The following is a 21,544-nucleotide window of genomic DNA, read 5'->3' on the forward strand; positions in this document are numbered from 1 at the left end:
TTTATAAAAAAAGCTGTGACCGCTTGTCCCTCAAAAATTTGGCTTTAAGGGAAAGGATCACAGCTTTCTTCTATTTAAATAGTTGATCGATCTTATCGAAGTCTGCAGCAGTTAATTGGATATCAACGGCTTTGGCATTTGCTTCTACTTGATCAGGGCGTTTTGCGCCAGGGATCACTACATCGATTTGCGGGTGTTTTAAATACCAGGCTAAAACTAATTGCGTAACGGTAGCATCATAGTCTTTTGCGATTGGTTGCAATTGATCCACTTCAGTAATGATTTCTTTGAAGCGTGGTCCTTTGAAATCTGGATTTTTGCTGCGCAGATCACTTGCAGCAAATTGAGCTTCTTCACTGTATTTTCCAGTCAAGAGGCCAGAGTCTAGTGGGTAGTATGGAACGAAGCTGATCTTATTTGCTTTCAAATAAGGAAACAGATCTTTTTCGTGTTCGCGGTGAATCAGGCTGAAACGATCTTCTACAATGTCGACATAACCGTCTTGATTGGCTTCTTTTAATTGTGCCACTGAAAAGTTTGAAACACCGATCGCACGGATTTTACCAGCTTCTTTTAATTTGTGTAGCGCGGCGACCGCTTCGTTTTTAGGAGTCGCTTCATCTGGAAAATGGATATAGAAAATATCGAGATAATCTGTTTGAAGTCTTTGTAAAGCGGCTTCAACAGCATTTTTAAGAAATTCGGGCGAGTTATTGAATTTTCCGCCTTGTTGCAAGTCGTGTGCCGCTTTGGTCGCTATAATTACTCGGGAACGATCAAATGCTTCCTCTTGCAAAACTTCACCGATCAATTCTTCTGAGCGGCCGTGACCATAAGAAAAAGCCGTATCTAATAAGGTGATCCCATTGTTGAGGGCAGCTCGAATCACGTCTTTACCCATAGCTTCAGATAGGTCTGGATAGAGATTGTGTCCGCCTACAGCATTTGTTCCTAAACCCAAAGAACTTGCATAAACTTGTGATTTTCCAATTTGAACATCTGTCATTTATTATTCGCTCCCTTGTATTTATTCGCTTGATTAAAGATTCAGCTATTCTATTTTAGTCTAAAATAAAGTGTCAAAAAAAGCGAATATTCTTACTTCTTTTTTATTTGTGGCAAGAAAATCACTTGACTTTCAGACCTTTTTTTAGTAGCTTAGTAAGAGGTAAAAACATCAATGAAATATCTATGAAGGAACTAGTAAATTACGAAAAAACGTACAGAAAAAATTGCCTCGGCTGAAAGCAATTTCGTAAAGAGTAATTGAAAGACAGTCTGGAGATGAGCGCGTGCAAAGCCGCTCCGTTACGCAAGCGTTAATTGCTAAAGAAAAAGAGCGAGACTCTTTTTAAAAATAGGTGGTACCGCGATAATTTTCGCCCTTGTTCAATTCGAACAAGGGCTTTTTTTCAGTTTTGTTTAGACTGTTTAGTTCAAAATGGGCTAAGCGCTCATACTGTTTAGCGAAATGAATGGCGGATGAAGGGATACTCATTTTCTATTTTTAGGAGAATGAGCGCTTCAACGAGGAGCCGGCTGTCAATCGTACTTTTTGTATCAAGCGAGATCGATTTAGTAAAATAGATTTTATGATGAATCAACTACATAAAAATGAAAAAGGAGATCAACCATGAGTTATCAGCGACCAAAAGGGACCAATGATATTTTACCAGGAGAAAGTGAAAAGTGGCAGTTTGTCGAAGAGACGGCACGTTTAGTATTTAATGACTACCAATATCAAGAGATCCGCACGCCGATTTTTGAACATTACGAAGTGATAGCTCGCAGTGTCGGTGATACGACGGATATCGTATCAAAAGAAATGTATGATTTTTATGATAAAGGAGAACGCCATGTGACCCTTCGTCCTGAAGGAACGGCCCCGATCGTTCGAGCATATGTAGAAAATAAATTATATGGTCCTGAGTTTAGAAAACCTTACAAAGTTTATTACACTGGCCCGATGTTTCGTTATGAACGTCCGCAAAAAGGTCGTCTGCGTCAATTCCATCAAATCGGTGTTGAAGCTTTCGGCAGCGAAAATCCTAGTCTAGATGTAGAAGTAATGGCAATGGCGATGGATTTCTTCAAACAATTAGGAATTAGCCAATTGCGGTTAGTGATCAATTCTTTAGGAGATCAAGAAACGCGAACAAATTATCGCAAGGCCTTGATCACATATCTTGAAGCGCATGAAGAAGCGTTGAGCGAAGATTCGCGCCGTCGGTTACATGAAAATCCGTTACGTGTGTTAGACAGTAAAGATCGCAAGGATCAACCAATCGTCGCGGATGCACCAAGTATTTTGGATTATTTAAGCGACTATGCGAAAACATATTTTGAAGGTGTCACCAAAACATTAGAATATTTAGCTATTCCATATGAAATTGATCACCGCATGGTTCGCGGGTTAGATTACTACAATCATACGATCTTTGAAATTATGAGCGATGCGCCAGGAATGGGCGCACAAACGACTATTTGCGGTGGCGGGCGCTATGATGGCTTAGTTGAAGAGCTTGGCGGACCAGAAACACCAGGTATTGGATTTGCGATGGGGATCGAACGGATTCTTTTAACATTAGAACAAGAAGATGTAATGATCCCAAATGCTGACAGCTTGGATGCGTATGTCGTTGGTCTGGGTGAGAGCACAAATTTGGAAACATTGAAAGTCGTTCAAACGATTCGCGGCTTCGGTTTTTCTGCCGATCGCGATTTCATGGGACGTAAAGCCAAAGCCCAATTTAAAACTGCCGATAAAGAAAACGCGAAATTAGTCTTAACGTTAGGTGAAGATGAATTGGCCAAAGGCGTGATCAATGTCAAAGATTCAGCGACTCGTGAAGAGAAAACTTTCTCTTTGGCAGAAGTATACGAAGATTTTGCAGCAATCTATGACCAAATGACGACGCCAAAATTCGACTAATGATCGAATACGGTCCAAATGATTTTGTTTCATTCAAACAAGTAATACACGGGATAAAAGTTCTTCTGTTTTTTCTTGAAAAAAATAGGAATATTCATAAAAAATGAAGGAGTGGAAAAAATGGCTAGACGTACAGTCTACTGCGGACGTGTGTCCGATAAATATTTAGATCAAAAAGTAACATTAAAAGGATGGGTGCAAAAGCGTCGTGACTTAGGCGGTTTGATTTTTATCGATCTGCGTGACCGCGAAGGTGTGGTGCAAGTAGTCTTCAACCCAGCTGAATCAAAAGAAGCATGGGAAATCGCAGACCAATGCCGCAGTGAATTTGTTGTTGAAATTACAGGAACGGTCATCCGTCGTGATGCAGGTTCTGTGAATAAAAAAATGGCAACGGGTGATTTTGAAGTTAAGGGAGAAGCTATCACAATTTTGAACAGCGCCAAAACACCGCCGTTTTCAATTGAAGATGAACAAAATATCAGCGATGAAGTTCGTTTGAAGTACCGTTATATGGATTTGCGTCGTCCAAAAATGACACAAAATCTAATGATGCGTCATCGTTTAACACAATCTGTTCGTCGTTTCTTAGACGGCAATGATTTCTTAGATATTGAAACACCTTACTTGGCAAAATCTACGCCAGAAGGTGCCCGTGATTATTTAGTGCCATCACGTGTCCATGCCGGTCATTTTTACGCATTGCCGCAATCACCGCAAATTTTGAAACAGTTATTGATGACAGCTGGTTTTGACCGCTATTATCAAATCGTTCGTTGTTTCCGTGATGAAGATCTGCGCGGGGACCGTCAACCAGAATTTACCCAAATCGATATTGAAACAAGCTTTTTAACAGCTGAAGAAATCCAAGAATATACAGAAGCACTGATCGCGCAAGTCATGAAAGATGTTCGCGGCGTAGAAGTCACATTACCATTTCCACGGATCACTTGGGATGAAGCAATGGAACGTTACGGTTCAGATAAACCTGATACTCGTTTCGAGATGGAACTGATCGATGTAACAGAAATTGCTGCAGCAACTGAATTTAAAGTCTTCCGTATGGCATCTGATAATGGTGGTGTCGTGAAGGCGTTGAACGCAAAAGGCGCAGCAGACAAATATTCACGTAAAGAATTGGATCGTTTAGGCCAATTTGTTGGACAATTTGGTGCGAAAGGATTGGCTTGGATCAAAGTTGATGAAAATGGCGAATTAACTGGACCAATCGCGAAATTCATGGGCGGTGTCAGTGAAGAATTGAAACAAGCAACAAATGCTGAAGCAGGCGATGTATTGATGTTCGCGGCGGATCAATTCTTAACAGCCGTAACCGCATTAGGCGCCGTTCGTTCAAAAGTCGGAAAAGAGCTTGGTTTGATTGACGAAGATCGCTTTGATTATTTGTGGGTCGTAGATTGGCCGCAATTTGAATTTGATCAAGAATTAGGCCGTTATGTTTCTGCGCATCATCCATTTACGATGCCGATGGAAAAAGATATTCCTAACTTGAAGGACCATCCAGAAAAAGTTTATGCACAAGCTTACGATATCGTCTTGAACGGTTATGAATTGGGTGGCGGTTCACTACGTATCAATACACGTGAATTACAAGAACAAGTCTTTGAAACACTAGGTTTCACTCGTGAAAGTGCTAATGAACAATTCGGCTTCTTATTAGAAGCATTGGATTATGGATTCCCTCCAATCGGCGGAATCGCTCTTGGTTTAGATCGTTTTGCAATGTTGCTGGCAGGTGAAGACAACATTCGTGAAGTAATCGCCTTTCCTAAAAACGGAAAAGCCGCTGATCCAATGTCAGATGCACCAAGTACAGTTTCTCCATTGCAACTTTACGAATTGAGCATCGACGTTACAAAAGTAGAAGAATAAGAAAACACTAAGATAAGCGCCTTCCTTTGCGACAGGTGCTTTCTTTTTTTCAGAGGAATACGTATAATGTGAGTGAAATTTTGAAATGAGGCGAGAATAACATGATGAAAAAGAAGATAGAGGGCTGGCCGCACCATGATTATGCTACCCGATTATCTGTCGCAGTTGTTTATGCATTTTTAGCGGCGATTGCCGTGAACTTTTTTTACCAGCCAGGTCACATCTATTCCAGCGGAGCGACTGGTTTTGCCCAGATTTTGACGACTTTGTCTCATCGAGTCATCGGTTTTACCGTTCCCGTATCCGTGACGCTCTTTTTGATCAATGTGCCGCTTTTTTTCTTAGCTTGGTTCAAGATCGGTCATAAGTTTACGATCTTCACTTTCATCACTGTTTTTTTAACATCATTTTTCATTCATATTATTCCAGAGACGACGTTGACGAGCGATCCGATCATCTGCGCGATTTTTGGCGGAGCAATCATGGGTGTCGGCATCGGGTTCGCGCTAAAAAATGGTTTGTCTTCTGGTGGACTCGATATTTTGAGTATCACGATCCGTAAACGCACAGGAAAATCCGTCGGCTCGATCTCGATTATTTTTAATGTGCTAATCATGCTGATGGCAGGGATTTTATTCAGTTGGCAATACATGTTTTATTCTGCTCTGGCGATCTTCATGAGCGGGAAATTGACAGATGCGCTCTATACAAAACAACGGAAGATGCAAGTCATGATCGTGACGAAATGTCCGGAACGTGTGATCAATGGTATCCAAGATCAGATGCGCCGTGGGATCACCATCATCAATGAAGCAGAAGGTGCGTATAAACACGATAAGCAAACTGTTCTGTTTACTGTTGTGACTCGCTTTGAATTGCCTTTACTAGAATCGATCATGCGAGAAAATGATCCGGATGCGTTTGTCAGTATTTCAGAGAATGTGCGGATCATGGGTCGTTTTTATGAAGAATCAATGGATTAAAGTTGGGAAAATACTCCCAGCTTTTTTTCTTTAAGGAAAAAGCTGAATGGCTCGATCGACAGAAACTGAAGTTTTTAGGAAATCCTTTTTTTATTAATAAATTGTTGCAGTTTATTAAATTTATACGTATAGTTAGTTTGATATTCTATAGTAAAGTTGGAAAAGAGAAATATGGGAAAAAGACTAAAGCATAGCCGTTATATTACGGGGTTTGACGGCATTCGTTCGTTAGCTGTAATCGGCGTCATTTTATATCATTTAATGCCTACGCAAATGCGTGGCGGGTACTTAGGAGTTCCGATTTTTTTTGTAGTCTCGGGTTATTTGATCACCGATTTACTGCTGCAGGAATGGAATCAGACGAAGCGTATCGATATTAAACAATTTTATTATCGACGAATGAAACGATTGTATCCGGCATTGGTTACGATGTTGATCGGATCGGCGGCTTATATCACTTTGTTTCAGCGAAATCTTTTGAATAATTTAAGAGGCAATGTTGTCAGCAGTCTGCTCTATGTCAATAACTGGTGGCAGATCAATCACGGGATGTCGTATTTTGACCGTTTTTCAAGTGAATCACCGTTCACACATATTTGGTCGCTGGCAGTCGAGACACAGAATTATTTGATCTGGCCGATCGTTTTTGTTTTACTAATCAAGCTGGTAAAAAATAAAGGAAAAATATTTCTGGGAATCTTAGTTGCTGCTTTGTTGTCTGCTATTTTGATGGCTGTTTTATATGTCCCAGGACAAGATCCGACACGGGTTTATTACGGGACCGATACTCGCTTGTTTTCTATTTTATTAGGGGGAGCCTTAGCCTTTATTTGGCCAAGTACTCGCTTGAAAGCACAGATCCCCGTACAAGCGAAGCAAGTATTAAATGGTATCGGATTGGGTTCCTTGATCTTATTGATTTTAGCCTTAATATTTTTACGCAACGATCTATCCTTTGTATATTATGGCGGGATCTTTTTAGTAAGTTTGTTAAGTGTCTTGTTGGTCGCAATCACAGCTCATCCTGGCGCAAGTTTGAATCGCTGGCTGACGAATCCGGTTTTTACATGGCTTGGAAAACGGAGCTATGGCATTTATTTGTACCAATTTCCAGTGATGATTTTTTACGAAGCCAAAATAAATGTAGCCGATCACACGATACTTCATACCATCATGGAAATTATTTTGATCCTGTTTGTCACTGAGCTTTCTTATCGTTATGTAGAGAAACCATTGCGGACGTTCGATTATCGCCAAACTTTTACTACTTTGAAGACAACTTTTTGGGCGCCGGTCAAGAGTCGCAGAAAGATCGGTTTTATCTTTTCTAGTTTGATCACATTGATCGCGTTGATTGGGATCATTATTGCACCGACGAACAAAGTAGATGCGGAGCAGCAAGCGTTGCAGCAGCAGATCGAACAAAATAAAAAGGCTGCGGAAAAAACAGAAACTTCAACTAGTGATTCGGCTGAAACGGATCAGTCGGATCAGACGACTGCAAGTTCCCAAAAACCGCTTAGCTTGGGGGAAAAGTACGAGCTTAGCAACCGTGAAGTGACTAAAGCGAAAAAACTAAAAGTTACGGCTTTTGGCGATTCCGTTTTGTTAGCAGGCTCTAAAGGACTGACAGAAATCTTTCCAAAAATGATAGTTGATGGAGAAGTCGGGCGACAATTGCAAGACGGTCCGGCATTGCTGCAAGCATTGAAAGATAAAGGCGAACTGAATGATACGATCTTATTGAGTCTCGGAACGAATGGTCCATTCAGCCAAGATGATTTCGCACAGATTATGAATGTATTAGGGAGCAAGCATCAAGTTTTTGTTATCAATACACATGTGCCGACGCGCCGCTGGCAAAATGATGTCAACACTATATTAGCGGCCGCAGCGGAGCAATATAAAAATGTCCATCTCATCGACTGGTACGGATTCAGTAACGAACATAGTGATTGGTTTTACGATGATCAAGTCCATCCTAACGAGGTTGGTTCTGTTCAATACTGTCATTTGATTGCAACTGAAATACTTAAAGGACAATAAAAGCGCTCCAGATTAAATTAAAACTGCTGATTTCTTGCATTGAACAAGGAATCAGCAGTTTTTAATTATTTATTTGAGTAAATCAAACGAAACATCACGATTGAAAAACAAACCAGTCAATAGAAAAAGCTGCTTGAGAGCTTTGTGTCATTTTTTTGAAATGAAACGGACAGCTGTATTTAAAAAAGATCTTTCAGATAGAAAAAAGATTTTTACTTTGGTTGGATTGTAAGTAGTTTTCTTTTTGTTTCCGGGATAATTTTTTAAAAGCGGCTTCGGCTTTTAAGGCTTCACTGCGAGTAGCAAAGCGTTCCGCATGGATCATTTGAAGCGGGCGCCGACTTTGCGGATGGGTGTATTTTGCGCCTGTGCCGGCATTGTGTTGTGCTAGCCGTCTAGTCATATCAGTTGTATAACCACCGTAAAAACTGTGATCTTTGCATAATAAAACATAAAAGAAATGTTCAGTTGCCATAAAGCATCTCCTGTAAAGCGGCAGAGTAGTTGCCGGATTCATCATAAGTATATAATGGAGGAAGAAAACGCAGCCCTTCATTTTTGCCGTCTTTGATCCCTTCGATCAATAAGACATTGGCTTCTTTTCCTGGTTTAGGATAAACAAACTGGATTCGTTTTGGCGCAATCCGATGTGCGCGCAAACAATCGATAATCTCTAAAAAACGATCTGGACGATGAACCAGCGCAAAACGGCCGTTCATTTTTAATAGTTTAGCTGCAACACTGACAACATCTTCTAATGTCGCGTGAATCTCGTGGCGCGCGATTGCCAGATGAGGGTTGGGATTTTTTTGGCTCGTTGGCAATTCCTTAAAATAAGGCGGGTTGCAGACCACTAGATCTGCCGAATCGGCTCGGACAACTTCAAAAGAATTTTTTAAATCTAGTTCATGCATCGTGAGCTGGTCTTCTAAATGATTCAGTTGAATACTGCGTTTGCCCATGTCTGCTAGCCGCGGCTGTAATTCGATTTGTTCGATTGCAGCGGAGGTCTTACGACTTAAAAAAAGACCGACTGCGCCATTACCGGCACAAAGATCGATGATTTTTCCGCGTTTTGGAACTCGCGGGAAATTTGCTAATAAAACCGCATCGATGGAAAAAGAGAAGACTTCTGAGCTTTGGATGATCTGAATATCCTCGGCGTAAAGTTGATCGATTCGTTCACCTTTTCTTAACAATTTCTTTTGCCCCCTTAAAAAAATCATACCGTTGTATTATACTACGTTTAGTTAGGTAACTGAAAGGAAGAAAAAATGTTTTTTAAATTTATCCGCGCCATCGTCCGCGTTCTTTTAGCGGTCATCAATGGCAATGCTCATTATCAAAATCAAGAAAAACTGCCGGAAGGAAATTATATTCTCGTTGCTCCGCATCGAACGTGGTGGGACCCTTTTTATATTGCATTAGGGGCGGCGCCTAAACAGTTTAGTTTTTTAGCTAAAGCTGAGTTGTTTAAAAATCCGATACTGCGTTTTATCTTAGTCCATCTGAACGCTTTTCCAGTGGATCGTGACAAACCAGGACCAAGTGTAGTAAAACGTCCGGTCAAAATATTGAAAGAATCGGATAAAAGTTTGATCATGTTTCCAAGCGGGACACGCCACTCATCAGAACTAAAGGGCGGGATGACGTTGATTTCACGTTTATCGAAAAAACCGATCGTGCCTTCAGTTTATCAAGGGCCGACTAAATTTTCGGAGTTGTTTAAACGGACCCCCGTGGTCATCCGTTTCGGTGATCCCATCGATATTTCAGATATCAAAAAAATGGACAAAGATGGTTTAGCAGAAGTTGAAAAACGGGTCCAAACGGCTTTTGATCAATTAGACCATGAGATTGATCCTAATTACAAATACATCGCTAAAGAAAAAGACACTGATTGATTCAGTGTTTTTTTCTTTGCGTCGGATTTTTTCTGTTATGGCAGTTAAACCTACCGTTACAGTCTAAGAACAGAAATGACTACGGGAACAATCCACGTTCAACCCTCAATGAAAAAATGATTAAAGACCGTGTTTTTTACCGCAACAACTAGTTGCAAGGCAGAAAAAAAGCCCAAATCATGTTATAATTTTGGGAAGGACTTAATTAGGAAAAGGGTGGATCGATGAAAGTTTTACATACTGCTGACTGGCATATCGGAAAAAAACTTCATGGCTATGATTTATTGCCAGATCAAGCATACATTCTTGACCAAATATTAGAAATTGCAAAATCAGAAGCCGTCGATGCGATAATGATCGCTGGTGATTTGTACGATCGTTCTGTGCCGTCAGAAGACAGCGTTCGCTTGTTAAATCAAACGATTGCTAAGTGGAACCTCACGGAAGGTTTCCCTTTATTAGTGATTTCAGGCAATCACGACAGTGCGACTCGCTTGGCGACCGGAGCACCGTGGTTTAACCAAGCACAGTTTCATCTTCAGACTCGCTTGCAAGATGCTTTTACTCCAATAGAAATAGAGAATACCCAATTTTATTTATTGCCGTATTTTGAACCCGTCGACGCACGTATTTATTTTGAAGATTCCGACTTGCGTACGATCCAAGAGACAATGCCAAGAGTGATCGAAAAAATGGAAGCAAGTTTTGATCCAAATAAAAAGCATTTTCTGATCAGCCATTTTTTTGTAGCGGGCAGCAGTAAGACTGATTCTGAAACAAAGATCGAAGTAGGCGGATTGGACGGAATCAACGGGAAGTTGTTAGCGGAGTTTGATTATGTGGCACTGGGTCATCTTCATGGGAAAGATGCGTTGAAACTGGAAAATGCGCGCTATAGCGGCTCGCCGTTAAAGTATTCATTATCAGAAAAGGATCAGCAAAAAGGTGTCTGGATCGTGGATACGCAGACGAATGAGTTTTCTTTTCGTGAGTTGACACCGCTTCATGAAATAAAAGAGCTGCAGGCTAGTTTTTCAAAATTATTAGATCCTGATTTTTATAAGGCAGTGAATCGGGAAGATTATTTGTCGTTTTTATTGGAGGATCGTGCAGTTATTCCTAATTTGATGAATCAGCTGCGTCAAGTTTATCCGCGGATCATTCAAGTTGAACGGGCGAATGGTTTTGAGACGGCTGTGTCCACCCGCTTGAAAGACGAGAATATCAAAGAAAAATCACCGATTTCCTTGACGGAAGATTTCTTTACCGAAGTCGCTCAAACGGAATTAACCACACAACAGAAGAAATGGATCGAAATGGGATTACATACGAGTTTGCAACAAGGAGGTGTCAGCTGATGCTTCCTAAAAAAATTATCATGGAAAACTTTGGACCGTTTCTGCATGAAGAAGTTGATTTTGAAGAAATGTCAGAAGCGCCATTGTTTCTGATCAGCGGAAAGACCGGGGCAGGAAAAACGACGATCTTTGATGCAATCACATTTGCTTTATACGGAGACGCATCCGGCGGGGTCCGTTCCTCAAATGAAATTCGCTCTTCTTTCGCTGAACCAACGGAAGAAACTAGGATTCAATTTCTTTTTGAACATCAAGGCAGAAATTATTCGATCGAACGCTGGCCGAAGCAGACCTTAGCGAAGAAAAATGGAAAAGGCGAGACGACCAAAAATCAAAAAGTCCAATTGAGTATTTTTGATGATACGGGTCAAGAGGCTGAAGCATATACGAAAGTAGACGCAGTAAACGAAGTGATCTACCAAATTCTGCATTTGCAAAAAGATCAATTTCGTCAGATCGTGATGCTGCCGCAAGGAGAGTTTCGGACATTTTTAAATGCCAACAGCACAGAAAAAGAGACCGTCTTGCGCAGTTTATTCGGAACTAATTTTTATCGTAACTTTACTGAGCGTTTGAAGTTTCAAAAGATTGAATTGGAAAAATCTGTCGGTGACTTGACGACGCGAATCGACCAGTTATTTCAACAAGTAGCCGCTGAAAAAGGGGCAACTTACGAAGAATCGTTAAAACTTGCCCGGTCATATTTGATGTCAGAAAAACAAACTTTGCAAACAAGTCAGGCTGAACTTTTGAAAAAACAAGCTGTGCAAAAAGAATTGCAGCAGCAGTTGCAACAAGCGCAAGAGCTTGCCGAACGGTTTTTACAAGTGCAAGCAACGCAGCAGCAACTGCAGCAATTAAAAGAAAGTTTGCCGGAACAAGCAGAAAAGAAAAAACAGCTGGCTCAGGGAAAAGCCACTGAAAATTTACGGCCGCTTTATGAGCGCGTACAAGAACTAGCAATGTTTCAAACTCAAAAAGACCAAGAAGCGGCTGAAAATCAGCGTCAGTTAGCAGAACTGGAACAACGAGTTGTGGACTGTCAAAAACAGGAAAAAGAATTTGAACTGCAACGTTCAGATCAACAGGCACAGGAAAAAGAACTGCAAAGTTTAGAATCTTTTTTGCCGCTAGTAAAAAGAAAAGCAGAACTGGAACAACAACAAACAGAGCTGATAGAACAACAAACGCATTATCAAACACAGTCAGCCAAAATCAGCGAGCGTCTGCAAACAGCTGAAAAGCAACAGCAATTATTGACGCGCAGACTGAATACGGAACAAAGTTGGCAAGATCGTCGGTATAAAGAATTGCAGCTGCAGCAACAAGCGGCACAATTACAAATGTTGGACAGACAGATCTTTGATCAGCAAGAAGCAGAAGAAGATCAGCAAATCAAATTGGCTCAGCTAGTTGAACAAACCAGTCAGATCAGCAATCAACTAACCAGTGAAACGGCTGATTATAAGAAATTGAAAAGCCGTTGGGCAGCTGCCGAGATTGCCCGCTTAAGTATGGATCTGCTTCCCGGCGAACCTTGTCCAGTTTGCGGTTCAAAAGAACATCCTGAGCCGGCGCCTCACAGTGTGTTGGCACTTGAGGATATAAGTCAATTGCAGGGTACCCTTGAAACACAAGAAGCTCGAATCAAACAATTGGAATTGCTCCGGGAACAAACTGAAGCTCGTTATGAAGTAGCAATAAAAACTTTTGATGAAGCGCAAAGCGAGCGAGCCCGTGCACAAGCAACCTTCAAACAACAGCTCACGCAACTTCAAGCAGACATTCAAGCGGATTATCAGCAAGAAGTCGCAGCGGAATTAGCAGAGTTAACCGATTTCCTTGCTGCTTGTCAAAAAGAAACGGCTGAAGCGTTAGCAGAGATCGCTGAGGCGAGACAGTCATTGGAATTATTGACGGCAGAACTTGCCAAAGAGCAAGCAGAGAAAAAAGAAATTGAGACTCGTGCGGCAAGGCTAAAAGATGAACTGCAACTAGTCGTCGGTCGTTTGACCAGTATCAAAGAACAGACGGCTGATTGGCAATTGTCGCAATTAGAAAAACGAATCGCCGAATTGACTCTAGCGTTAGAAAAATATCAAGAGCGGTTGTCCGCACACCAAATATTGACCAAAGAGCTTGAGCAGCAGCAAATTCGGCTGCAAGAACAAAAACGAGTTTTAACAAAACAGCAGCAAGAAACGGCTGAAAATTTACAAAAATATCAAACATCGCTGGATGAAAAATTGTCGGAATCCGACTTGGCATTCGAACAATTACAAGCACCGGCAGCAGATCTTTTATTGTTAGAAAAAGAAATTGCCGAGTTTGATCAGCAGCTTTTGATTTTAACAGATCGGCATAAACGATTGCTGGCAATGATTGAAAACCAGTTGGAACCAGAAACAGAACCGTTGCAGCAGCAATTGGCAGAGTGCGAAGCGGAAGTCACTCAATTGCAGCAACAGTATTATGCAAAAGAAAACCAGCTGCAGCAGCAACGTGAACTGGTTGGAGCAATCACAGCGCTGCAAGAAAAAAGTCAAGAACAGCTTGCTGAACTGAGTCAGATGATCCAGCTGTATCAAACGATGAACGGCGACAATCCGCAAAAGATCAGTTTGGAGCGTTACGTCTTGCAGTGGTACTTAGCAGAAGTATTACAAAGCGCTAATCAACAATTGAATCAGCTGACAAAAGGACGCTACCGTTTTGAATTGGAGCACGAAGCCGGACGTTCCAAAGGCAATACTGGATTAGAAATAAATGTTTATGACGACAATGCCGGTGCAAGCCGCAGCAGTCATACATTGTCCGGCGGTGAAAGTTTTATCGCGGCGCTATCGTTGGCATTAGGTCTGGCAGAAGTTATCCAAAATCAAGCTGGCGGGATTGCAATCGAGACATTGTTTATCGATGAAGGATTTGGCTCATTAGATGAAGAAGCGCTGGAGATGGCGATGGAAGCATTGGAAGGAATCGAAAATGCCGGACGCATGATCGGTATTATCAGCCACGTAAGAGAATTGAAAGAACGTATTCCGCAACAAATTATTGTGGAGACTAGCGGGACGGGTCGCAGCAGTATTCGTTATCAGCTAGAAGGATGGAGTGAAACGTAAATGAGATGGAGTATTCCAGAAAAAGTGATCGAACGCGGCAGAACATATTTAAAAGAAGGACGGGTCTTATCTGTTGAGGCAGATCTAGCGCGGCGTGTTTGGCACGGTGAAGTATTAGGCAGTGAACTTTATCTGGTTGATTTAGACGGCAGCGGAAAAGAAAATGATATTTGTGCGTGTCCTTATTGGGAAGAACATAGTTACTGCAAACATACTGTCGCGGTTGAATTGTACTTGCGTGAAAAAGGCTTGTCGCGAGTGATCAAACCAGAGACAGTCTTACCGAAAAAAATGGAGAGTAGTGTTTCTTTTGCTGATTTATTGAACCAAGGTTTCTCACGTTTAGAAAAAGAATCCGAGCCGCTGCAATCGTTATTTGTTGAGTTTGTCGTTGAGGCGATCCCAACAAATCCTTATCACCCCGAGTTGGATGTCTTAGCAGTCTCGTTAAGGATCGGCAGCAATTTAAGCAAACGCAGTTATATCGTGAAAAATTTATACGATTTCCTGCATGCTTATCAAACAGATTCGGCTTACAGCGTTAATAAACAATACCGTTTTCAAATTGAGGCGGGCGCGTTTGATCCGAAGTGTCGTGATCTGATCGAAGATTTAGTAGGAGTCAGTGAGACGTATCAATTATTAGGAAAAGCTGGGCTGCAAGTCAAAGGCAAGTTGGACAAACGCTATCTTCTATTGCCTGTCCATCGAATCCAAGAATTGTTAGAAGGCATGGAAAAAACGGGTCAATTGAGCGTCAAATTAGGTGAAAAGACTTATTCCGAGGTTCATGAAGGCCAAGAACTACCTGTTTCTTTTGCGCTGGAAAAACGAGGAGAAAATGATTTTGCGCTGACGATCAAAGACGGTTTCACTAATTACTACAGCAATTATTTCTTAGGATTCGTGGGAAATTCCTATTATTTGATGACTCGCGAACAACAAGATACGTATATTACATTGAAACAGCTGATGAAGCGCTTGAAAGAACCTGTGATCGCTTATGAACAGCGCCAGCTTTCACAATTATTCACAGAAGTTTTTCCTTACTTAAGAAAGATCGGTCGAGTAAAAGTCACAGACGATGTTGCAGAAATCATGAAGGAAGAGCCGCTGCGGGCAGTGGTGATTTTCCGCAAAATCAAAGGTATGATCAAAACTGAAGCAGAATTTCATTATGGGAATGCTTATTTTTCTACCAATGAGACGCATCAGCCTAAGCTGCCAAACAATGTTGAAATTTTACGCGATCGGAAAAAAGAAAAAGAGATCCTTGATCTGTTCGATACGTATCGGTATCAAAAAATCGATACCGGCTTTGAAAAAAAATTACCGGTCAAAGATAATCTCTATTATTTTTTCAAAGTCGAAGTGGAAGAATTTAGAAGATATGCCGAAGTCCGTATGGGTAAAAAGCTGCGTCAATTATTCTTAGATGGCGAAGAAGTTCAACCAACTATTGAAGTGGATCAATCTGGTTCATGGCTGGACATCAAATTCGATGTTACGGGCATCAATGATAATGAGATCGATCAAGTCTTGAACAGTTTATTGCGAAAAGACCGATTTTATACATTGGACAACGGCGAAGTTTTATCCTTTGATTCAGAAGCTTTCCAACAAACAAGTGAAATGATTGGTCAATTGCGAGAAAAAATCAGTGCAAAAGATGGATTGATCCGTTTACCAAAGAGCCAAGGAATCGCACTAGAACAGCGCTTGAAAGATAATCCGCAAGCACAATTCAGCGAAAGCTTCACTACGATGGTGCAAGATCTGACCCATCCAGAAGATTATCAAGTCGCTTTACCAACGGATCTGCAAGCCACATTGCGTCCGTACCAAGAAGCGGGTTTTCGTTGGTTGAAGATGTTAAGTGATTATGGTTTTGGCGGGATTTTAGCCGATGAAATGGGTTTAGGTAAAACAATCCAAGTCATTACTTTCTTATTAGCTGAAAAAGCACAGCGACCGATTAAGGCTTTGATCGTGACGCCAGCGAGTCTTGTTTATAACTGGCAAGCAGAGATCAAAAAATTTGCACCAAGCTTGCATTCAATCGTCATCTCGGGAAATCGGAGTGAACGAGAACAACAACTTGCGGATGCGGAAGAGATTGTCATTACTTCTTATGCTAGTTTGCGCCAAGATATTTCACTGCATGAAAATGCGGAGTATCAGTATATGATCTTGGATGAAGCGCAAATGGTGAAAAATGCTTCCACAAAAACATCCAGTGCATTGCGCAATTTATCGATTCCGCATCGAATCGCTTTGAGCGGGACACCGATTGAAAATAACTTAGAAGAATTATGGTCACTGTTCCAAACAGTTATGCCAGGCTTTTTCCCACCAATCGGACGCTTTCGTCAAATGGCAGTTCCAGAAATCGCCAAGATGATCCAACCATTTGTTTTACGGCGGGACAAAAATACCGTCTTGCAAGAGTTGCCAGAACGGATCGAATCGAATGTGTTGAGCAGCTTAACAGAAGAACAAAAGACCGTATACTTAGCCTATCTTAAACGGATGCGCCAAGAAGTCGATCAAATGGATTCTGCAACTTTCCGCAAACAACGGGTAAGTATTCTAGCTGGTCTTACGCGGCTGCGTCAAATTTGTGATGATCCACGGCTGTTCATTGAAGGGTATGAAGGCGGCTCTGGAAAATTAGAGCAAGTCAAAGATTTAGTCCAAGCGGCAAAAGAAAATGGGCGACGTGTATTGCTATTCTCCCAATTTACTAGCATGCTCTCTATTATGGAAGAAGAATTTGCGGAAGGCGGAATTTCGAGTTTCTATTTGCGCGGCAGTACAAAAGTCTCTGAACGCTTAAAAATGGTTGATGCTTTCAACGCAGGCGAAAAAGATGTCTTCTTGATTTCGTTAAAAGCCGGCGGTACCGGTTTAAACTTAACTGGAGCTGACACTGTTATTCTTTATGATTTATGGTGGAATCCAGCGGTGGAAGAACAAGCAGCCGGTCGGGCACATCGGATTGGGCAGAAAAAAGTTGTAGAAGTATGGCGAATGATTGCTGAAGGAACGATTGAAGAACGAATGAATCAATTGCAGCAAGAAAAACGCGAATTATTCCAAAAAGTGATCCAAGGCAATGAAGAACAAACCAATAAACTAACCGAAGAAGATATTCGGATGATCTTGAGTATCGGGGAATAAAAAAGTTTGCAGCGCTTAGCGTTGCAAACTTTTTTTAGTGATAAAAGCGTTGTTCAACTCTTTAAAACTTGTAATCTCTTCATCGTAGATCGCTGTTTGATCACTTGTGATCATCCGTTTTTGATGATTGAACCACCAGACAGACCATCCAGCAGCTTTCGCACCGAGCACATCGTTATCAAAACTATCACCCACGTATAAAAGAGAATCAGGCGTCAAGTTCAATTTTTCTTCCATTAAACGGAAAATATCAGGATCAGGTTTTTGAATCTGTACGCCATCAGAAATGATAATATTTTCTTGATTGATCCAATTCGTTAGTTGCAAGGCGTTGATTTTGTCTGTCTGCCGCTTTACCGGTCCATTTGTGATGATTCCGATTGGTACTTCTTGCTGGTTCAAATAATCTAAGGAAGCGCTGATTTCAGCAGGTAGAGCGATTGATTGCAACGCCTGATCATACGCGGCTTGAAATGCATCCAATTCAGAATCGGCTGGTACAAAATCAAAATCAGCGAATGCCAGTCGGATTCTTTCGTAGCGCATTTTTGCTAAAGACCATTCGCCAGTGATCGACTTTAGGTAATGCAAATCACTGTAGTGGCGAAAGCGGATGAATAGTGCGTTCATTTTTGTTAGCGGAAAAGTTGGAAATAAGGCAGTAATCGCGTCAGCAAACGGCGCTTGTTGCTCGTATAAGGTATCATCTAAATCAAATACAATTCCTTGAATCAATCGACTCACTCCTAATTTTTGAATAGTTTTATTATAGCAAAAATTTATTGGTTTTAATGAAATTAAATGAAAAATACATCATTTAAGTCACTGCTTGTTATGTTATGTAGGATTTAATCTATTGAAAAAAACATGAATGCGAATCAATCAAAAATATTCTTAAGGAGAAAAATAATGATTGGAAAGGTAAATATATCCTCAAAAAATTAAGCTTAAAATTTATTTAATAGGCTGATCTATTTTTTATTTTTTTGGCTATTTGAAAACTGTATCTATTCTTAGAAAGTAGACTTAGTAAAATAGCTAGTACAGGAAAACGACGGAGAGGATAAAATAAAATAACTATAAAAAGCTGATGTCAGCATTTTAATTGTTGTTCTATTTTAAAATCATTCTAAAAAGAGCTTGATATATAAAGTTTTATATACAGTTTTTTAGTTTTTGCAAAAAATTATCGTCCATTTTTGAGAAGATAAAAAAATTTTTTTTAAAATAAAATTGATCATTTAATAAAAATAAAATAAAAAATAGTACAGATATATGGTGTGTTATATCACATTGTAAAATGAAAAACATGCCACTGTTTTCTCATCTTAAAAATGCGGAAGTGTCGTGATAGCTTATATTTGGTCGCCTAAGATTAAATAACGTTAATATTTGTAAAAAAAAAGCAAGACAGCTCTTTTTTTTGTTACCTTTTTTTTGTATAATAGAAACAGATAGCAGGAAGCGGTAATTACCTGTTACAAAAAAATTGAGAGTCAAGAAAAGGAGTGATATGTATGTTAACGCTATATACTTCCCCTAGTTGTACATCATGTCGGAAAGCACGTGCTTGGCTGCAGGAACATGAGATTCCTTATGTTGAACGTAATATCTTTTCTGAGCCATTGAATATTGATGAGTTAAAGGCCATCTTACAAATGACTGAAGACGGAACAGAAGAAATCATTTCAACCCGTTCGAAAGTTTTCCAAAAGTTGAATATGGATTTAGATGAATTGTCACTGAAAGAATTATTGGATTTAGTTAAAGAAAATCCTGGATTGTTGCGTCGTCCGATTATGATAGATGAGAAACGTTTGCAAGTGGGTTTCAACGAAGATGAAATTCGTCGGTTCTTGCCACGTGACGTTCGCCAATATGAATTACGTCAAGCCCAATTGATGGCTGGATTATAAAAGCAGTACCCCGCTGAGTCGGGGTATTTTTTTGTCTAGTAATCATTTATAGGAATGCACTTTCTCCACGATTCAGAAATAGCCTTTGTACGTTTCTGTTTAGCTCAACGGGTCAGAGGGAGTAAATAAAATGGAAGTTTTTAATTTGTAGAAACCGATTTGTTGCGTTTATTTATAGATTTCAATAAAATTCAACGGCTTTCTTTACTTTTAAAAGTAATCAGTTACAATGAACATATAATCTATCTTTAAAGTGAGGTGTGCCAATATGGAGATGGAACACATCAATGAGAATACGATCCGAGTTATTATTGAGAATGAAGATCTAGCTGAACGTGGAATTACTTTCTTAGATTTACTAGGAAACCATCGCGAGATCGAATCTTTCTTTTACAGTATCTTAGAAGAAGTCGATATTGAAGATGAGTTCAAGAGCAGCGAAGCAGTCACTTTTCAAGTGCTTCCCAAAAATGACGGTTTAGAACTATTTATCAGTAAAAATCTGACACCTGAAGATCTTAACAAGATGAATGATTCTGCTGAGTTCGAGTCAAATGATTTTGATCAATTGATTCGCCAACAAATCTTAGCTAACTCTGAAAGTCTTGATGAGAGCGGAGAAATAAGCCGTTTACGCGTTTTTCAGTTAGGTAGTTTTGAGGATATGATCGAATTAGCAAGCTATCACTTTTTAGATGATGCCTGGTGTGATTTGTATCTATTAAATGAGACCTACTACTTGCAGGTTTATTTTGACCCTGAAATTTTTGGCGAGCATGCGTTTTCTGATGTTACAGCAGAAATTTTAGAGTATGCGCAAGATTCTTCTGTATCTACAGAAATGTTGGAAGAATATGGGAAACTTTTGATGAAGCAAGATGCGATTGAAACGACTCGTTCATATTTCAACTAAAAAATTTTTAAAAATAAAGTGTCGGCAGAAAAAAATTCTGTGAGATGCCTAAGGTCTGTGGCTTAAGTCGCAGACCTTTTTTCGTTGAAATCAATTCTATAAATGAGTAAAAAATTTATTTCAGCTGAGTAATTGCGTATCTTTTTTTGAGGTGAAGAAAATGTTGTTTGCTTACACTGAAGAAAAAAAGCTGATCGCAGCTTCAGAGCAGATCGATGAAAAGAACTGTTTTTGCCCAGATTGCGGCGAGTCGGTGATTCGTAAAGCTGGAAAAATAAAGATTCCGCACTTTGCCCATACTAGTGGGACCAATTGTTTTGGCTTGAGTGAGGGCGAGACACAGGAACATTTGCAGCTGAAACAATTATTTTTAGACTGGGGCGAGCATTTTGAGTGCGGCTGGAAAATGGAAGAACCGCTGACTGATCTGGCGCAGCGCCCCGATTTACTGCGGGAAAATTTAGCCGTAGAAATCCAATGTTCCGTGATAAACGGCTCACGCTTGGCCGAACGAATCAACGGTTATAATCAAAAAGGGTATCAAAATTGGTGGCTGTTGGGGCAGAAATTATGGCCTGCAGATCGGCTGACACATTTGCAGCGGCAGTTTTGTTCATTCGATCAAGTAAAAGGAATCCATTTATGGTTGTTGGAAAAAGATCAGCTTCGCCTGCTTTATCATATTTATGAAGGAGAACAGTTTGTTTATCGGGAAGCTTGTTGGCCTAGTTATTCGCAATCACTGAGTGAAATCTTCCAATCGTCTGTTTTTGAACGGCCGCTCCCACTTTTGCCTACCATTGAGAAGAGAAACAATTGGAAGCTGGCGTTGAGCATGAAGTTAGTTCAAAGAAATCCCAAGATTCGGGGATTGCAACACTACTTCTATCAGGAACACCGGCATCTGTTGTTTTTGCCGGAGTGGATGTATTTTCCCAGCCGTTATTTCTTTTTTTACCAAGAAGATCTTTTAGTCTTTCGTTATTTGTTTCAAAAAGAGGCAAAGAATGCTTCACTTATTTTCCAAAAATTTTTAGCTTATCGTGCCGAAAACCAAAAAGAATGGGTCTTTCATCAAGTGGATCAGCAAGAAATTTTAGAAAGACTGTATCTTGAGGCGATTTTTTGTCAAAGAAAGGCTAAAATTTCAGCGATTCGCTGAGCTTTTAAAAATACTTTTTCCTAAATTGTGGTAAGATTGAGATTGAAAAATCAATGCGGCGTTGTTCCGCATACGTGTGGGAAACAACGATTGCCAGTAGAGTTATGCTTAGAAAAAAGCAAACGAGTTAGGAGT

At 40.4% G+C, this 21,544-nt stretch carries 15 protein-coding genes and 1 other annotated feature; of the genes, 11 read left to right on the forward strand and 4 right to left on the reverse strand.

The annotated features are described in order from the left end of the window. Window positions 1-70: 70 nt before the first annotated feature. Window positions 71-1,006 carry an aldo/keto reductase gene (locus FFM63_RS02835; RefSeq protein ID WP_137608831.1) on the reverse strand — a complete coding sequence of 312 codons (936 nt, stop codon included), beginning with the start codon at window positions 1,004-1,006 and terminating at the stop codon, window positions 71-73. A 176-nt stretch (window positions 1,007-1,182) separates the two neighbouring features. Beyond that, window positions 1,183-1,390 (forward strand) — a binding site (T-box leader). A 243-nt stretch (window positions 1,391-1,633) separates the two neighbouring features. Here FFM63_RS02835 and hisS point away from each other — a divergent pair. The 4 genes from hisS to FFM63_RS02855 all read left to right on the forward strand — a co-directional run bounded on the left by hisS (window position 1,634) and on the right by FFM63_RS02855 (window position 7,854). Then, complete coding sequence (gene hisS, locus FFM63_RS02840) at window positions 1,634-2,932, forward strand: histidine--tRNA ligase (protein ID WP_137608832.1); 1,299 nt, start codon at window positions 1,634-1,636, stop codon at window positions 2,930-2,932. A 120-nt stretch (window positions 2,933-3,052) separates the two neighbouring features. Continuing rightward, a complete protein-coding gene (aspS, locus tag FFM63_RS02845; RefSeq protein WP_137608833.1) occupies window positions 3,053-4,825 on the forward strand; it encodes an aspartate--tRNA ligase in 1,773 nt (590 codons plus the stop codon). A 104-nt stretch (window positions 4,826-4,929) separates the two neighbouring features. Continuing rightward, window positions 4,930-5,808 (forward strand): YitT family protein, encoded by an 879-nt coding sequence (locus FFM63_RS02850; protein ID WP_167483489.1) that lies wholly within the window; start codon window positions 4,930-4,932, stop codon window positions 5,806-5,808. Between the two features lie 171 nt (window positions 5,809-5,979). Further along, entirely contained in the window at window positions 5,980-7,854 is a 1,875-nt protein-coding gene (locus FFM63_RS02855; RefSeq protein ID WP_137608835.1) for an acyltransferase family protein, read from the forward strand. Window positions 7,855-8,047: 193 nt separating this feature from the next. Here the strand turns inward: FFM63_RS02855 and FFM63_RS02860 are convergent, their stop codons facing one another. Both FFM63_RS02860 and FFM63_RS02865 read right to left on the reverse strand, forming a co-directional pair. Next, a complete protein-coding gene (locus FFM63_RS02860; protein ID WP_137608836.1) occupies window positions 8,048-8,329 on the reverse strand; it encodes a GIY-YIG nuclease family protein in 282 nt (93 codons plus the stop codon). Next, window positions 8,319-9,053 carry a tRNA1(Val) (adenine(37)-N6)-methyltransferase gene (locus FFM63_RS02865; RefSeq protein WP_137608837.1) on the reverse strand — a complete coding sequence of 245 codons (735 nt, stop codon included), beginning with the start codon at window positions 9,051-9,053 and terminating at the stop codon, window positions 8,319-8,321. Before FFM63_RS02865 ends, FFM63_RS02860 begins: the two co-directional genes overlap by 11 nt. Window positions 9,054-9,128: 75 nt before the next feature. On the opposite strand from FFM63_RS02865, the gene FFM63_RS02870 reads away from it, so the two are divergent. The 4 genes from FFM63_RS02870 (at window position 9,129) to FFM63_RS02885 (ending at window position 17,418) form a co-directional block, all read left to right on the forward strand. Then, a complete protein-coding gene (locus FFM63_RS02870) occupies window positions 9,129-9,758 on the forward strand; it encodes a lysophospholipid acyltransferase family protein (RefSeq protein ID WP_137608838.1) in 630 nt (209 codons plus the stop codon). A gap of 224 nt (window positions 9,759-9,982) precedes the next feature. Beyond that, window positions 9,983-11,116 (forward strand): exonuclease SbcCD subunit D, encoded by a 1,134-nt coding sequence (locus FFM63_RS02875; RefSeq protein ID WP_137608839.1) that lies wholly within the window; start codon window positions 9,983-9,985, stop codon window positions 11,114-11,116. Further along, window positions 11,116-14,238: an AAA family ATPase gene (locus FFM63_RS02880; protein ID WP_137608840.1), complete on the forward strand. Its 3,123-nt coding sequence runs from the start codon at window positions 11,116-11,118 to the stop codon at window positions 14,236-14,238. The genes FFM63_RS02875 and FFM63_RS02880 overlap by 1 nt, the downstream gene beginning before the upstream one ends. Beyond that, window positions 14,239-17,418, forward strand: coding sequence for a DEAD/DEAH box helicase (locus tag FFM63_RS02885; RefSeq protein ID WP_137608841.1), 3,180 nt, complete (start codon window positions 14,239-14,241; stop codon window positions 17,416-17,418). It abuts the gene before it with no gap. 15 nt (window positions 17,419-17,433) lie between these two features. On the opposite strand, the gene FFM63_RS02890 is transcribed toward FFM63_RS02885, so the two are convergent. Continuing rightward, complete coding sequence (locus FFM63_RS02890; protein ID WP_137608842.1) at window positions 17,434-18,153, reverse strand: HAD family hydrolase; 720 nt, start codon at window positions 18,151-18,153, stop codon at window positions 17,434-17,436. 782 nt (window positions 18,154-18,935) lie between these two features. Here FFM63_RS02890 and spxA point away from each other — a divergent pair. From spxA to FFM63_RS02905, 3 genes are all read left to right on the forward strand, one after another. Then, window positions 18,936-19,334 (forward strand): transcriptional regulator SpxA, encoded by a 399-nt coding sequence (spxA, locus tag FFM63_RS02895; protein ID WP_010739854.1) that lies wholly within the window; start codon window positions 18,936-18,938, stop codon window positions 19,332-19,334. Between the two features lie 268 nt (window positions 19,335-19,602). Then, on the forward strand, window positions 19,603-20,247 hold the full coding sequence (locus tag FFM63_RS02900) for an adaptor protein MecA (protein WP_137608843.1): 645 nt from the start codon (window positions 19,603-19,605) through the stop codon (window positions 20,245-20,247). Between the two features lie 160 nt (window positions 20,248-20,407). Next, a complete protein-coding gene (locus FFM63_RS02905; protein ID WP_137608844.1) occupies window positions 20,408-21,409 on the forward strand; it encodes a competence protein CoiA in 1,002 nt (333 codons plus the stop codon). Window positions 21,410-21,544: the final 135 nt, after the last annotated feature.

Origin of the sequence: Enterococcus pingfangensis (assembly GCF_005405205.1) — a bacterium.
Classification (GTDB): domain Bacteria; phylum Bacillota; class Bacilli; order Lactobacillales; family Enterococcaceae; genus Enterococcus_A; species Enterococcus_A pingfangensis.